Annotated in this window: 10 protein-coding genes; 5 read left to right on the forward strand and 5 right to left on the reverse strand. The window is 66.8% G+C overall.

The features are described from left to right. Nucleotide 1 precedes the first annotated feature (1 nt). The 5 genes from ACZ47F_RS01565 to ACZ47F_RS01585 form a co-directional block, all read right to left on the reverse strand. Nucleotides 2-1,180 carry a zinc ribbon domain-containing protein gene (locus ACZ47F_RS01565; RefSeq protein ID WP_464925562.1) on the reverse strand — a complete coding sequence of 393 codons (1,179 nt, stop codon included), beginning with the start codon at nucleotides 1,178-1,180 and terminating at the stop codon, nucleotides 2-4. A gap of 30 nt (nucleotides 1,181-1,210) precedes the next feature. Further along, complete coding sequence (locus tag ACZ47F_RS01570; RefSeq protein WP_464925563.1) at nucleotides 1,211-1,624, reverse strand: group II intron maturase-specific domain-containing protein; 414 nt, start codon at nucleotides 1,622-1,624, stop codon at nucleotides 1,211-1,213. Nucleotides 1,625-1,814: 190 nt separating this feature from the next. Beyond that, entirely contained in the window at nucleotides 1,815-3,452 is a 1,638-nt protein-coding gene (gene groL, locus ACZ47F_RS01575) for a chaperonin GroEL (RefSeq protein WP_464925564.1), read from the reverse strand. 54 nt (nucleotides 3,453-3,506) lie between these two features. Beyond that, nucleotides 3,507-3,797, reverse strand: coding sequence for a co-chaperone GroES (locus ACZ47F_RS01580; protein WP_464925565.1), 291 nt, complete (start codon nucleotides 3,795-3,797; stop codon nucleotides 3,507-3,509). Between the two features lie 324 nt (nucleotides 3,798-4,121). After that, complete coding sequence (locus ACZ47F_RS01585; protein WP_464925566.1) at nucleotides 4,122-5,528, reverse strand: FAD-binding oxidoreductase; 1,407 nt, start codon at nucleotides 5,526-5,528, stop codon at nucleotides 4,122-4,124. Between the two features lie 75 nt (nucleotides 5,529-5,603). Between ACZ47F_RS01585 and ACZ47F_RS01590 the strand changes: the two genes are divergently transcribed. From ACZ47F_RS01590 to ACZ47F_RS01610, 5 genes are all read left to right on the forward strand, one after another. Beyond that, nucleotides 5,604-6,194: a cob(I)yrinic acid a,c-diamide adenosyltransferase gene (locus ACZ47F_RS01590; protein ID WP_464925567.1), complete on the forward strand. Its 591-nt coding sequence runs from the start codon at nucleotides 5,604-5,606 to the stop codon at nucleotides 6,192-6,194. A 122-nt stretch (nucleotides 6,195-6,316) separates the two neighbouring features. Next, entirely contained in the window at nucleotides 6,317-7,606 is a 1,290-nt protein-coding gene (locus ACZ47F_RS01595; RefSeq protein WP_464925568.1) for an efflux RND transporter periplasmic adaptor subunit, read from the forward strand. Nucleotides 7,607-7,794: 188 nt separating this feature from the next. After that, a complete protein-coding gene (locus ACZ47F_RS01600; RefSeq protein ID WP_464926554.1) occupies nucleotides 7,795-10,968 on the forward strand; it encodes an efflux RND transporter permease subunit in 3,174 nt (1,057 codons plus the stop codon). Further along, nucleotides 10,965-14,192, forward strand: coding sequence for an efflux RND transporter permease subunit (locus ACZ47F_RS01605; protein WP_464925569.1), 3,228 nt, complete (start codon nucleotides 10,965-10,967; stop codon nucleotides 14,190-14,192). Before ACZ47F_RS01600 ends, ACZ47F_RS01605 begins: the two co-directional genes overlap by 4 nt. Before the next feature lie 5 nt (nucleotides 14,193-14,197). After that, the gene (locus ACZ47F_RS01610; RefSeq protein WP_464925570.1) at nucleotides 14,198-15,643 is read left to right on the forward strand and encodes an efflux transporter outer membrane subunit; all 1,446 of its coding nucleotides are present in this window, start codon (nucleotides 14,198-14,200) and stop codon (nucleotides 15,641-15,643) included. Nucleotides 15,644-15,647: the final 4 nt, after the last annotated feature.

Raw genomic sequence — 15,647 nt, forward strand, 5'->3', positions numbered from 1 at the left:
GTCAGGGGTTGTTGTGCTGCTGCGCCGAATTCGGGCACTCGGGCACCTTGCCCCACAACGGGTCGGGCGACAGCGGTGCGCCGCAATATTTCCAGCGAGTTTCCTGGATGCAGAGTTGCTGAGTGAAGAAATTGCCCTTTTGCTCGCAGGCCGCCAGCCCCGCGCGCAGCGCCTGCAGCCTCCCGGAGGGCCGGGGCTGCGCAACGGGGGCGGACGGCTCGATGGGTGCGGGTGCCGGCTGCGGCGCGGGCTGCACCACGGGCGGCGCTTCTTGCTGCACCGGTGCCGGCGTGGCAACCCGGGCGGGGCTGACCTGCTCACGGCGCACCGGCGCGGGCTTGAAAGTTTCCGGACGAGACTTCGGCGCAGGCGCTGCCGCTGCTTCAACCTTCGGCTGCGGATGGGGCGCCGCTACCGTAACCGGTGCGGATGCGGCCTGCGCTGCCGAAGCGGGGTGTGACAGCGCAGGCGCGGCAGCCACCGCAGCCGAAGCCGCCGCAGAAGCAGACCGAGCCAGCGCAGCGGGCGCTGCGGCCGACGCAGGGTGCACGACCGCCGACGCGGCGCTGGAGCGTGCGATCGGCGCACTGGCCGGGGTCTGTGGCGCATGGGTGCGCGACCACCACAGACTGCCGCCGCCCACCAGCAGCAGTGCAATCACCGCTGTAGCCACGCCACCGATCAACACCGCATTGCCGCCCCTGGCCGCCGGCGCGGTCTGCGGCGGCATGGTGGCTGGACGAGGCTGCGACGGCGCGGCGGCAAACAATGCTGCTTCGGCCGCCCGCGCCCGGGACTGGATGTCCGCCTCCATCCGTGCGGTGGCTGCGCGCAGCTCCTGCTCGCGCCGCAAGCGTTCATGTTCCTGCCGCGTGGCAGGCTGTTCCCCGGCGGCCGGTCGTTCGCCGGCAGCGGGCTGCGTCGGCTGCTCGTCCCCTGCATGCACGGCGGCTGGCTTGACAGCGGCAGCAGCAACCTCGGCGCTGGGCTCGGCGGGTGCAATGCCGGTCGTCTCCTGTTGCAGTGTCTGCTGGGCAGGCCCTGCCGGCAACGCAGCAGTGTCTCGCAAAGCGCCGGCCTGCTCTGGTCCGGCAGGTTTGGGCATGGGCGCGCCACACTGTCTGCAGAATTTCGCCTCGTCCTTGTTTTCTGCTCCACATTGCGTGCAAAACCGTGACATCGCGATCCCCTGCTGCAAATGGGGTCGATATTAGCAATCGTTGCGGTCGTTGCAATGACTTTTTGTCTGGCAATCGGGATAGGGGGCGACCAGACCATCCTGGTCGATCCCCCTCCCACACCACCCGGCATGCGGGTCCGCACCGGGAGGTTCGAGTCGTTGAGGTGATGACAGGCGTGGCACGCCGAGCCGCTCGAAGGATGCGTTGTTCAGCACACGATGTATTTCCGACCGGCTGGCACGCCACCAGTACCGGCCGTGGCCGGCGATTTTCGCAGCCAGATCCTTGCTTGCACCGAGAGCGCGCAACTCACGGAACAGGGTGGTGCCACGCCGCCAGCGCTTCCATTGCAGCGCGCGCAACCTTCGTCGCAGCCATTCGTCCAGAGAGCGAAACACCTTCGGTGTCTGCGCCAGCTGGAAATATGCCTTCCAACTCCCCACGGTCGGTCACCCTTGCGCAGTTGCGCTTGGCTTCGCTCGCTGTGGTCAGCGGAGGGACTTGCACCCTCAAGAGGGCGCCCATGCTGGGGGCACAAAAAAAAGCCTGCCATCCTTGCGGGTGGCAGGCTTGGCACCGCCCGACTAGCCAAGGCAGGTCGGGCGAGCGCGACGCAGACGGTACAGCCTGGGTTTACATGTCCATGCCCATGCCGCCCATACCGCCGGCGCCGGCCGCAGCGGGGGCTTCTTCCTTCGGCGCTTCTGCGACCATGCACTCGGTGGTGAGCATCAGGCCGGCAACCGACGCAGCGTTTTGCAGCGCTGTACGGGTGACCTTGGTCGGATCGAGAATGCCCATCTCGAGCATGTCGCCGTAGGTATCGTTGGCGGCGTTGAAGCCGAAATTGCCCTTGCCTTCGAGCACCTTGTTGATCACCACGCTGGGTTCGCCACCGGCGTTGGCAACGATTTCACGCAGCGGCTGCTCGATGGCGCGCAGCACGATCTTGATGCCGGCGTCCTGGTCGTGATTGGCACCCTTGATCTCGCCCAGGGCCTGACGCGCACGCAGTAGCGCCACACCACCACCGGCGACGATGCCCTCTTCCACCGCAGCGCGGGTGGCATGCAGGGCGTCTTCGACGCGGGCTTTCTTCTCCTTCATCTCGACTTCGGTGGCCGCGCCAACCTTGATCACAGCCACGCCACCGGCGAGCTTGGCCACGCGCTCTTGCAGTTTTTCGCGGTCGTAGTCGGAAGTGGCTTCCTCGATCTGCACACGAATCTGCTTGACGCGCGCCTCGATGTCGGCGGCCTTGCCGGCACCATCGATGATGATGGTGTTTTCCTTGCCCACCTCGACGCGCTTGGCCTGACCCAGATCGGCCAGCGTGACCTTCTCGAGCGACAGACCCACTTCTTCGGCGATGACCTTGCCGCCGGTGAGGATGGCGATGTCCTCGAGCATGGCCTTGCGACGATCACCAAAGCCCGGGGCCTTGACCGCCACGGTCTTGAGAATGCCGCGGATGCTGTTGACCACCAGCGTGGCCAGCGCTTCGCCTTCCACGTCTTCGGCAATGATCAGCAGCGGACGGCTGGCCTTGGCCACTTGCTCGAGCGCGGGCAGCAGATCACGGATGTTGGAGATCTTCTTGTCGTGCAGCAGGATGTAGGGGTTTTCGAGCACCGCCACCTGCTTGTCCTGGTTGTTGATGAAGTAGGGCGAGAGGTAGCCGCGGTCGAACTGCATGCCCTCAACGATGTCGAGCTCATTCTCCAGGCTCTTGCCGTCTTCGACGGTGATCACCCCTTCCTTACCCACCTTGTCCATCGCCTCGGCGATGATCTTGCCCACGCTCTCGTCGCTGTTGGCCGAGATCGAGCCGACCTGCGCAATTTCCTTGCTGCTGGAGCAGGGCTTGGAGGCCTTCTTCAACTCTTCGACCAGGGCCGCCACGGCCTTGTCGATGCCGCGCTTGAGATCCATCGGGTTCATCCCGGCGGTCACGTACTTCATGCCCTCGCGCACGATGGACTGCGCCAGCACGGTGGCAGTGGTGGTGCCGTCACCGGCGTTGTCGCTGGTCTTGGAGGCGACTTCCTTGACCATCTGCGCGCCCATGTTTTGCAGCTTGTCCTTGAGCTCGATTTCCTTGGCCACGGACACACCGTCCTTGGTCACGGTGGGGGCGCCAAAGGAGCGCTCGAGCACCACGTTGCGGCCCTTCGGGCCCAATGTCACCTTGACCGCATTGGCCAGGATATTCACGCCCTCGACCATGCGGGCCCGGGCGTCAGAGCCAAAAATCACGTCTTTTGCAGCCATTGAAATTCTCCGTAAATGTCAGTTGAAGCGAGAATGCGAATCAGGCGGTGCCGATTACTTTTCGATCACGGCCATCAGGTCGTCTTCGCGCATCACCATCAGCTCGTCGCCGTCCACCTTGACGGTCTGGCCGGCATACTTGCCGAACAGCACGCGGTCGCCCACCTTGACCGCCATGGGAACCAGCTTGCCCGAGTCGTCGTGCTTGCCCGGGCCCACGGCCAGCACTTCACCCTGATCCGGCTTTTCCGCCGCGGTGCCCGGGATCACGATGCCGGAAGCGGTAGTGGTTTCTTGTTCGACACGCTTGACCACGACACGGTCATGCAGAGGACGCAATTTCATGCAAATCTCCTGAAGTTTGTGAAAAACCGGGCACCAGCGCGGTGCCGATCGACCGACCGCTGCAGGAACATCCCGAGCCTGCCGGCCACTGAACACCTTGAAGCGGCCAACACCGGCACCCAAGAAAGCCGCCGTTGTTAGCACTCACCTTCAACGAGTGCCAATTATAGGGACGACCTCCAGACTTTCAAGGGCGCACCTCCGCCATCGCCCCCTGCGCTACGCCCAACCCCGCAACCCACCACGGCAAAACTGCAACCAAACGAACCAGTTTGCCGTTCGTCGGCCAAATTCGACCGTTCGTCGGGAGTGCGCCTCGATGCGCTACGCAAAGATCTTCCCCGGATTGAGGATGCCCTTGGGATCGAGTGCGTGCTTGAGGGTGCGCATCAGGTCGAGGGCGGCGTCGCCGGCTTCTTCGCGCAGGAAATCCTGCTTGTGCAGGCCGATGCCGTGTTCGCCGCTGCAGGTGCCGCCCAGGGCGAGCGCGCGGCGCACCAACCGGGCGTTGAGCGCCTCGGCGAGTTCGCGCTCCTCGGGTTTGGTGGGGTCGATCAGGTAGCCGATGTGGTAGTTGCCGTCGCCCACATGGCCGACGACGAAGTAGGGCAGCCCGGCGGCTTCGGCCTCGGTGATGGTGGCGTTGATGCTCTCGGCCAGGCGGGAGATGGGCACGCAGGTATCGGTGGTGACGCAGCGGCAACCGGGTTTCATCTGCAGCGCGGACAGATAGGCGTGGTGCCGTGCTTTCCACAGCCGGCTGCGCTCCTCGGGGGTGTCGGCCCAGGCGAAATCGCCGCCCTGATGTTCGGCGGCGATAGCCTGCACCGCCTGCGTCTGCTCGCGCACCCCGGCGGGCGAACCGTGGAATTCCATGAGCAGCAGCGGCTTTTCGGACAGGTTCAGATGGTCGTGGGCATTGACCGCACGCACCGCGCCAGCGTCCATCAGCTCGCAGCGGGCGATGGGAATGCCGGCCTGGATGATGGCGATGGTGCAGTCCACCGCCTGCGCCACGCCGGGGAAGGAGCACACCGCCGCGGCCACGGCCTCGGGCTGCGGGTACAGGCGCACGGTGACTTCGGTGATGATGCCCAGCGTGCCTTCGCTGCCGACCATCAGCCGGGTCAGGTCGTAACCCGCGCTGCTCTTGCGCGCCCGGGTGCCGGTGCGCACCACGCGGCCGTCGGCCAGGACCACGGTCAGCGCCAGCACGTTCTCGCGCATGGTGCCGTAGCGCACTGCGTTGGTACCGGAGGCGCGGGTGGCGGTCATGCCGCCCAGGGTGGCGTCGGCGCCGGGGTCGATCGGGAAAAACAGCCCGGTGTGGCGCAGTGCGTCGTTGAGTTGCAGCCGCGTCACCCCGGCCTGCACCGTGGCCAGCATATCGGCCGCGGCGATGTCGAGCACCCGGTTCATGCGAGTGAGATCGAGGCTGATGCCGCCCTGCACCGCAAGCAGCTGGCCTTCGAGAGAGGAGCCAGCGCCAAAGGCGATGACCGGGTAATCGAACGCTGCGGCGAGCTTGACCGCGTCGGCCACGTCCTGCGTGCTCTGGCAATAGATCACCGCCGCAGGCGGCGGCGCGTCAAAGGGCGACTCGTCGCGCCCATGCTGCTGGCGCACCGCCAACGCGGTCGAGCACTGCGCGCCGAAACGCGCGACCAGGGCGTCGAGGAGTCCGGGCGGAACGGGGCGGGAGAAAATCTTCGGCGTGAGTGAGGCATTCATGGCGGCAGTCCTTGCAAACGCGGGGGCTTGGCGGTTTGGGCAAGAATACGCCGTTCACGCACTGGAGACGCACTGATGGGTCACCGCCTCACCGCCATTTCCACCCGCACCGGCGATGCGGGCACTACCGGGCTGGGAGACGGCTCGCGCTGCCTGAAGAACGCCGCGCGCATTCACGCGCTGGGCGAGGTAGACGAACTCAATTCCCACCTCGGGCTGCTGCGCAGCATGGGACTGCCCGATGCCATCGACGCCCTGCTCGGGCAGGTGCAGCATGACCTGTTCGACCTCGGCGGCGAGCTGTCGGTGCCGGGGATGACCCTGCTCAAGCCGCAACAGGTGGCTGCGCTCGACGCCGCGCTGGCGGAATACAACGGCAAGCTGCCGCCGCTGGCCGAGTTCATCCTGCCCGGCGGCACGCCGGCGGCGTCACAGGCGCACATCTGCCGCACCGTGGCGCGGCGCGCCGAGCGGGCAGTGGTTGCGGTAGCCCATGAGGCAGACCCGTCCGCTGCTGACGCAGCCCCGGCGCTGCGCGGCGAACTGCTGCAATACCTCAACCGCCTGTCCGACCTGCTGTTCGTGCTGGCGCGCACCTTGAACCGTGCCGGAGATGCCGCCAGCACCGAGGTCTACTGGAAGCACGAGCGCCAGCCTAGGGCCTGAAGCATGCCGCACCGCTTGCGCGCCCGACACATTTGTTCACGCCACCTGCACACGACGTTCATGTCGCGCTGGCAGGATGTGTCGCCCCCTCCTCCTATCCATCTCTGCCTGAGCATCTGCCCATGACCGCGCAACGCGACCCCGCCCGCAACCGCCCCGCCCCTCACGCGCGCCGCTGGCTGTGGATCGTCCTGGTCGTGGCGCTGGTTGCTGCTGCCGGCCCGGCGCTGGTCGGCGTCGACCGCCCTGTGCAGGCGCAAATACGCGGCGGCCCCGGTGGCATGAGCAAGGAGCAGATGCCGCCGCAGCCGGTTACCGCCGCGGTGGCACGTACACAGGCGGTGCCGGTGTGGCTGACCGCGCTGGGCACGGTCACGCCGCGCAGTTATGTGAACGTGATGCCGCGCGTGCCTGGACTGCTGCAAAGCGTGTATTACAGACAAGGCCAGATGGTCAAGGCGGGGCAGTTGCTCGCGCAGATCGACCCGCGCCCGTTTCGCATCGCAGTCGAGCAGGCCAGGGCGCAGGTGGAGCAGACCCAGGCGCAGCTCAGCGGCGCACAAGCCGATCTGCAGCGCTATGAAACCCTGCTGCAGCAGGATTCGATCTCGGCGCAGCAGGTGTCGGATCAGCGCACCACCGTGGCCCAGCTCAAGGCTACCCTCGACGCCAACAAGGCCGCGCTGGCCAATGCCGAACTGCAACTGAGCTGGACCCGCATCACCGCGCCGGTCTCCGGCCTGGTTGGGCTGCGGCCGGTGGATGCCGGCAACATGGTCACCACCTCGGGGGCGGTCGGCAGCAACACCAGTACCGGCACCAACTCGGCGTCGCCGGTGGCCACCATTGCGCAGGTACAACCGGTGGACGTGACCTTCGCGCTGCCGCAGCAGAACATCGCTGAAGTGGTCGGCCAGCTCATGGCCGGCAAGACCCTGCCCACCCAGGCCTGGGATGCGCGCAACACCCGGCTGCTCGAAACCGGCAAGCTGGTCGCAGCCGACAACCAGATCAACCCGGCTACCGGCACGCTCAATCTGCGTGCCGAGTTCACCAATAAGGACCTGACCCTGTTTCCCAACCAGTTCGTCAATGTGCGTCTGCTGGTACGCACCATTGCCGACGCGGTCGTGGTGCCGACCACCGCGATCGGCATCGGCGCACCCGGCAGCTATGTCTATGTGATCGGCGCGGACGGCAAGGTCAAGATGCGCGTGGTCAAGACCGGCGTGGCGCTCGACAACCTCACGCAGATCACCAGCGGCCTGCAGCCCGGCGAGCGCGTGGTCACCGACGGGCTGGACCGGCTGCGCGACGGCCGCACGGTGAAGGTGGTGCAAGCCGCGGGCAATGGCAGCCAAAACGCCGCGCACGCGCCAGCGCACAAGCCCGCAGCCAGCGGAGCGCGCTGACCATGGGCGCGTCACAGGAGGACAAATCGACCCCTGCCCAACCTTCCCCGCCCGCGAGGAGAGGGCAGGAAGGCGACGCGCCTGCGCCTGCCCCACCGCACGAGGGAGGCTGGGAGGATGCATCGCCCGAAAACCGCCCTAGCCCCTCGCGGCTGTTCATCCTGCGGCCCATTGCCACCACCTTGCTGATGATCGCGGTGCTGGTGGCCGGGTTCGTCGGCTACCGGCTGCTGCCGCAGGCAGCTCTGCCGGAGGTGGACTATCCCACCATTCAGGTCACCACCCTCTACCCCGGCGCCAGTCCGGATGTGATGACTTCGTCGGTCACCGCGCCGCTAGAGCAGCAGTTCGGGCAGATGCCGGGGCTGGCGCAGATGTGGTCGGTGAGTTCAGGTGGCGCCTCGGTCATCACCCTGCGTTTCGATCTGTCGCTGTCGCTTGGCGTGGCCGAGCAGGAGGTGCAGGCCGCGATCAACGCGGCGAGCAATCTGCTGCCATCCGACCTGCCGCAGCCGCCGATCTATGCCAAGGTCAACCCGGCCGACGCGCCGGTCATCACCCTGGGCATCACCTCGTCCACCCTGCCGCTGACCACGCTGTACGACCTGGCCGACACGCGGCTGAGCCAGAAGCTCTCGCAGGTCTCGGGCGTGGGCCTGGTCACGCTGTCGGGCGGACATAAACCCGCCATTCGCGTGACGGTCAACGGCCCGGCGCTGGCCGCACTCGGCCTGAGCATGGACAGCATTCGCACCGCGATTGTCGGAGCAAATGTCAACAGCCCCAAGGGCAGCATCAGCGGCAGCCAGCAAGCGTTCAGCATCGACGCCAATGACCAGTTGCAGTCGCCACAGCAATACCGCGACATGATCATCGCCTACTCCGGCGGCGCGCCGGTGCGGCTGGGCGACGTGGCCACCATCAGCACGGGCGCCGAAAACGCCTGGCAGGCGGCAATGGTCAACGGTAAGCCGGGCATCGTGATCAATGTGCAGCGCCAGCCGGGTGCGAACGTGATCGCCGTGGTCGATGCGATCCACAAGTTGCTGCCCAGCCTGCAAAACCAGCTGCCGGCGGCTGCCCAGCTCACCGTGCTGTCCGACCGCACCGTGACCATCCGCGCGGCCATTGCCGATGTGCAGTTCGAGCTGCTTCTGGCAGTGCTGCTGGTGGTGCTGGTGATCTTTGTCTTTTTGCGCAGCGTGCGCGCCACCTTCATTCCGGCCACCGCGGTGCCGCTGGCGCTGGTGGGCACCTTCGGCGCGATGTATCTGTGCGGCTTTTCGATCAACACCCTCACGCTGATGGCGCTGACCATTGCCACCGGCTTCGTGGTGGACGACGCCATTGTGATGATCGAGAACATCTCGCGCTACATCGAACAGGGCGAGCGGCCGCTGCAGGCCGCGCTCAAAGGCGCGGGGCAGATCGGCTTCACCATCATCACCCTGACCTTCTCGCTCATTGCGGTGCTCATTCCGCTGCTGTTCATGGGCGATGTGGTCGGGCGGCTGTTCCGCGAGTTCGCCATCACCCTGGCGGTGGCCATCGTCATCTCGGCGGCGGTATCGCTGACCTTCACGCCCATGCTCTGCGCGCGGCTGCTGCGGCACAAGCCCGAAGCCCAGCAGGGCCGGCTGTTCCGCGCCACCGGGCAGGCGTTCGATCGGCTGTCGGCCGCCTACACCCGCGCGCTGCGCTGGGTGCTGCGGCACCAGCCGCTGGTGCTGCTGCTGGCCGTGGGCACGCTGGTGCTCACCGTGCTGCTGTATGTGCTCATCCCCAAGGGCTTCTTTCCGGTGCAAGATACCGGCATGATCCAGGCCACCACCGTGGCGCCGCAGGACGTGTCGTTCCACTCGATGGCAGCGCGCCAGCAGGCGCTGGTCGATGCGTTACTCGAGGATCCGGCGGTGGCCTCGGTGTCGTCTGTCATCGGCATCGACGGGGTGAACACCACCATGAACACCGGACGGCTGCTGATCAACCTCAAGCCGCTGGCCGGGCGCCCGCGGGTGCAGGCCGTGATCGACCGGCTCGACGCCCGCGCCGCGCAGGTGCAGGGCATCGCCGCGTATCTGCAGCCGGTGCAGGACCTGACCATCAACGACATCGCCAGCCGCTACCCCTACCAGTTCAGCCTGTCGGCGAGCAGCACCGCCGAACTCTCCCGCGCCAACAATGCACTGATGCAGCGCCTGAAGACGCTGTCGCAGCTCTCGGGCGTGACCAGCGATCTGCAGGACCAGGGCCTGCAGGCCTATGTGGACGTGGACCGCAGCGTGGCCGCGCGGCTGGGTATCACCATGAGCGCGATCGACAGCGCGCTGTACAACGCCTTCGGTCAGCGGCTGATCTCGACCATCTTCACCCAGTCGGCGCAGTACCGGGTGGTGCTCGGGCTGGAAGGGGCGCACGGTGCGACGTCTGCCACCCCACTCCAACCTTCCCCGCCAGCGGGGAGGGAGCAGGAGATCGGCAGTGTGCTGCGTGCGTTCAATGACATTTACCTGAGCACCAGCACCGGGCGGGCGGTGCCGCTGTTGAGCCTCGCCACCATTACGCAGCGGCCCACGGCGCTGGCGATCGATCATCTCGGCCAGTTCCCGGCGACGCTCATTTCCTTTCAGCTCGCGCCCGGGGTGTCACTCGGAGAGGCGGTGGATGCGATCCAGCAGGCAGCCCGGCAGGCTGCGCTGCCGGCTTCGAGCGTCCTTACGTTCCAGGGCGCGGCCAGCGCCTTTCAGGCGGCGCTGTCCAACCAGCTCTGGCTGCTGCTGGCGGCAGTGGCCACCATGTACATCGTGCTCGGGGTGCTGTACGAGAGCTACATCCACCCGATCACCATTCTGTCTACCCTGCCGTCGGCGGGCATCGGCGCACTGCTAGCGCTGATGGGCACGGGGCACGACCTCACGGTGGTCGCGATCATCGGCATCATCCTGCTCATCGGCATCGTGCAGAAGAACGCGATTCTGATGGTGGACTTTGCGCTGGACGCGCAGCGCAACCAGGGCCTGCCCGCCGAGGAAGCCATGCTGCAGGCCGCGCACCTGCGGCTGCGGCCGATTCTGATGACCACCTTCGCTGCACTGTTCGGCGCAGTGCCGCTGGCACTGGGCACTGGCATGGGCGCGGAGCTGCGGCAGCCGCTGGGCATTGCCATCGTCGGCGGGCTGCTGGTGTCGCAGGTGCTCACCCTGTTCACCACGCCGGTGATCTATCTGGCGTTCGACCGGCTCAGCCGCCGGGTGAGCGCATGGCGCAAACGGCACATCCCCCTGCCTGCCTCCCCCACAGGCGGGGGAGATGAAGTCACTGCCTCCCCAGGTGTCGACAGGGACGAGGAGGGAAGGCGGTGAACCCGTCTGCGCTGTTCATCCGCCGCCCGGTCGCCACCAGCCTGCTGGCGCTGGCGGTGTTGCTGGCCGGGCTGATCGCGTTGCGGCAACTGCCGGTCTCGCCGCTGCCGCAGGTGGACTTTCCGACCATCGTGGTCAATGCCAGCATGGCCGGGGCCAGCCCGCAGGTGATGGCCGCCACCGTGGCCATGCCGCTGGAGCGCAGCCTGGGCACCATTGCCGGGATCACGCAGATGACCTCGAGCAGTTCGCTCGGCTCGACCCGCGTGATCCTGCAGTTCGATCTATCCAAAAACATCAACGACGCCGCACGCGAAGTGCAGGCCGCGATCAACGCTGCCAGGCCGCTGCTGCCCAGCGGGCTGACCGGCAACCCGACCTATCGCAAGGTCAACCCGGCGGATGCGCCGATCATGATCCTGTCGCTCACCTCTAAGACGCTGTCGCGCGGGCAGATGTTCGACGCGGGCTCGACCATTCTGGCGCAGAAGATTTCGCAGATTCCGGGCATCGGACAGGTGACCGTGGGCGGCGCGGCGCTGCCCGCGGTGCGTGTGGAACTGGACCTGCCGCGCATCAACGGCATGGGACTGAGTCTGGAGCAGGTGCGCCAGGCGATCGCCACGGCCAATGTCGACACCCCCAAGGGCGCGATCGACAACGCGGTGCACCGCTGGCTGGTCGGCGCCAACGACCAGATCTTCACCCCGGCGCAATATCGGCGCCTGGTCGTCGCATATCGCAACGGCGCGCCAGTGCGGCTGGATGAGATCGCCAACGTCTTCGAGGGCCTGCAGAACGATCGCAACCTCGGCCTGGCCAACGGCGAGCCTTCGGTACAGCTGATCATTTACCGCCAGCCGGGGGCGAACATCATCGACGCGGTCGAGGGCGTGAAGGCCGCACTGCCTCAGCTCGAAGCGTCGATTCCGGCGGCAATCAAGATCACGCTGATGTCCGACCGCACCACCACCATCCGCGCTTCGCTCAAGGAGGTCGAAAACACCCTGATCCTGGCCGTTGTGCTGGTGATCGCCGTGGTCTGGCTGTTCCTGCGCGACTGGCGCGCCACGCTGATTCCGGCGTTTGCCGTGCCGCTGTCGCTGGTGGGCACGTTTGGCGCGATGTGGCTGCTCGACTATTCGCTCGACAATCTGTCACTAATGGCTCTGATCGTGGCCACCGGCTTTGTGGTGGACGACGCGATCGTGGTGCTGGAAAACATCATGCGCCATGTCGAGCAAGGGCTCTCGCCCATGGCTGCGGCCTTCAAGGGCGCAAGCGAGGTGGGGTTTACCGTGCTGTCGATGAGCCTGTCGCTGGTCGCAGTGTTCATCCCGGTGTTGTTCATGGGCGGCATCGTCGGGCGGCTGTTCCATGAGTTCGCGGTCACCTTGTCGGTGGCGATCGGCATTTCGCTGCTGGTGTCGCTCACGGTCACGCCGATGCTGGCGTCACGTTGGTTGCGGGGGAAAACGCCCCCCGCCTCCACCCCTTCCAGGCGCGCAGTAGGGGGACAGACTCCTCCCCCACGCCATGGGGGAGGCACAGAGGAGGCAACGCATTGCGCAAATCCTGCCACCCCACCCCGACCCTCCCTGCCTGCGGGGAGGGTGCAGAACAGCGGGTGCGGGTCGCCGCTCGAACGCGGCTGGAACGCAGTGCACCGTGGCTACGCTCGCAGTCTGCGCTGGGCCTTGGTGCATCCGCTGCTGATGCTGGTGCTGTTCTTTTCGACCATCGGACTCACGGTGTATCTGTTCAAGATCGTGCCCAAGGGCTTTTTTCCGATGCAGGACACCGGGCTGCTGATCGGCGTGGTGCAGGCCGACCAGTCGATCTCGTTTCAGGAAATGAGCAAAAAGCTGGAGAAAATCGTCGCCATCGTGCGCAAGAACCCGGGGATGGAAAACGTCGTGGCGTTCACCGGCGGGGGCGCGGCCAACAGCGCCTTCATGTTCATGCAACTCAAGCCGCTCGATCAGCGCAAGGGGGTGCAGAGCATCATCGTCGAGCTGCGCCGGGCCTTGTCGCGCGTGCCGGGCACGCAGACCTTCATGTTCCCGGTGCAGGACATCCGCGCCGGCGGCAGGCCGTCTGCGGCGCTGTATGAATACACCCTGCAGGCCTCCGACCTGAATCTGCTGCGCGAGTGGGAGCCCAAGGTGCTTGCGGCGTTCAAGCGCATTCCTGGGCTGAACGATGTCAACAGCGACCAGCAGGCCAGCGGCCTGCAGCTCTCGCTGCTGATCGACCGCGCGGCGGCAGCACGCTACGGCATTGCGGTTTCCACGATCGACCAGACCCTCAACGACGCCTTCGGCCAGCGGTTGGTGTCGACCATTTACGCGCCGCTGAACCAGTACCGCGTGGTGATGGAGGCCGCGCCGCAATTCCAGAACAGTGCGCAGGCGCTTAACGATGTGTTCGTGGTGGGCAGCAACGGCCAGCGGGTGCCGCTGTCGGCGCTAGCGCATGTCGAGTTGACCAACACGCCGCTCTCGGTCAACCATCAGGGGCTGTTCGTTGCATCGACCATTTCGTTCAACCTCGACAAGGGTGTGTCGCTCGGCATCGCGCAGGCCAGGATCGACGAGGCGCTTGCGGAAATCGGCCTGCCGTCCGAGATCCACGGCGGCTTCCAAGGCACGGCGCGGCTGTTTTCCGACACCCTGAAGAACGAGCCGCTGTTCATCATGGCGGCGATCTTTGCGATCTATATCGTGCTGGGCATGCTGTACGAAAGCACGCTGCACCCGCTGACCATTCTGTCCACCCTGCCGCCGGCCGGTCTGGGCGCGCTGCTGGCGCTGCAGTTCACCGACACCGAGTTTTCCATCATCGCGCTGATCGGGGTATTTTTGCTGATCGGCATCGTGAAAAAGAACGCCATCCTGATGGTGGACTTTGCCCTGGCCGCCGAGCGCGACCACGGCGCCAGCCCGCGCGATGCCATCTACGAGGCCGCCACACTGCGGCTGCGTCCCATCCTGATGACCACCCTGGCCGCGCTGGGCACCGCGCTGCCGCTGGCCTTCATCACCGGCAACGGCGCCGAGCTGCGCCAGCCGCTGGGCATCTCCATCGCCGGCGGGCTGATCGTCAGCCAGCTGCTCACCCTCTACACCACGCCGGTGATCTATCTCGAACTCGACCGCCTGCGCCGCTGGACGCTGCGCCGCTTCCGCCGCGCCGCATCACCGCCTGTCGACACCCCGGCCTGAATGCCATGAGCCCAACCGCCCCGCACCGTCTGTTGCTTGCCGCCGCGCTGGCGCTGCTGCTCGGCGCCTGCGCCGCCACCCCGCCCGAGCCTACGGTCCACATCGCCCTGCCCGCCGGCTATGCCCAGGCGCAAGATGGCTGGCAGCCGGCGCAGCCGCTGGCCGCCGCGCCACGCGGCGCGTGGTGGACTGTGTTCGACGACCCGGTGCTCGCGGCGCTGGAGGAGCAGGTGGCACAGCACAACCAGAGCCTGGCAGCGCAGCTTGCCGCCTATGAACAGGCGCAGGCCGCGTTGGCGCAGGCGCAGGCCGCGTACGACCCCGCAGTGACCGTAGGCGCTGCAGCGAGCCGTTCACGCAGCGCCAGCATCGGTGCGGTCGGCAACAGCGTCAGCGCGTCGTTGGGCGCCAGTTGGGAGCCCGATCTCTGGGGCAAGGTGCGGCTGCAGGTGCAGGCAGGGCAGGCCACCGCCGCGGCCAGCGCCGCCACACTGGCGGGCACCCAGCTCAGCCTGCAATCGGCCCTGGCCACCAGCTATCTGCAACTACGTACCGTGGACGCGCAGATCCAGCTGGCGCGCGACACTGTGGCCGCCTATCAGCGCGCGCTACAGCTCACCGAAAACCGCTACAGGGCCGGGGTGGACACCGCCGGTGCGGTAGCGCAAGCGCGCACCCAGCTGCTGCAGGCGCAGACCAGCCTGACCGATCTGGGTGTGGCCTGCGCGCAATTACAGAACGCGATTGCCGTGCTGGTCGGCAAGGCCCCGGCCGACTTCACCCTGCCCGCCAGCGGCGCGCTGCCCAGCGTGCCCGCGATTCCTGCGGGCCTGCCCGCGCAACTGCTGCAGCGCCGCCCCGATCTGGCCGCCGCGCAGCAGCAGGTGCAGGCGGCCAACGCGCAGATCGGCGTGGCGCAGACCGCGTGGTTCCCCAACCTCACCCTCACGGCGCAAGGCGGCAGCCAGGCGGCGCGCATCACCGAGCTGTTGTCCGCGCCGTCGCTGTTCTGGTCGCTCGGGCCGCAGCTGGCGGCCACGCTGTTCGACGGCGGCGCGCGCCGCGCGCAGGTGCGGATCAGCCAGGCGGCGTATCGCCAGACCGTGGCCAACTACCGCCAGAGTGTGCTCGCCGCCTTGCAGCAGGTGGAAAACAACCTTGCCGCGCAGCGCATCCTGGCGCAGGAGGCGCAGCAGCAGGCCGAGGTGGTGCGCGCCGCGCAGATGCAGCTGCGCCTGGCCGAAAACCAGTACAAGGCGGGCACCGCGCCCTATCTGAACGTGCTCAGCGCGCAGACCACATTGACCACGGCGCGCAACGCACAGCTCGCCTTGCTGAACCGGCGCTACGCCGCGGCGGTGGCGCTGATCCAGGCACTGGGCGGTGGCTGGGGGGATGAAAACACCCCGGCGATCGGCCCCTTGCCTGCGGCATCGAGCGCGGCGCGCTGACGAT

The sequence above is a fragment of the Thiomonas islandica genome, from assembly GCF_055383445.1.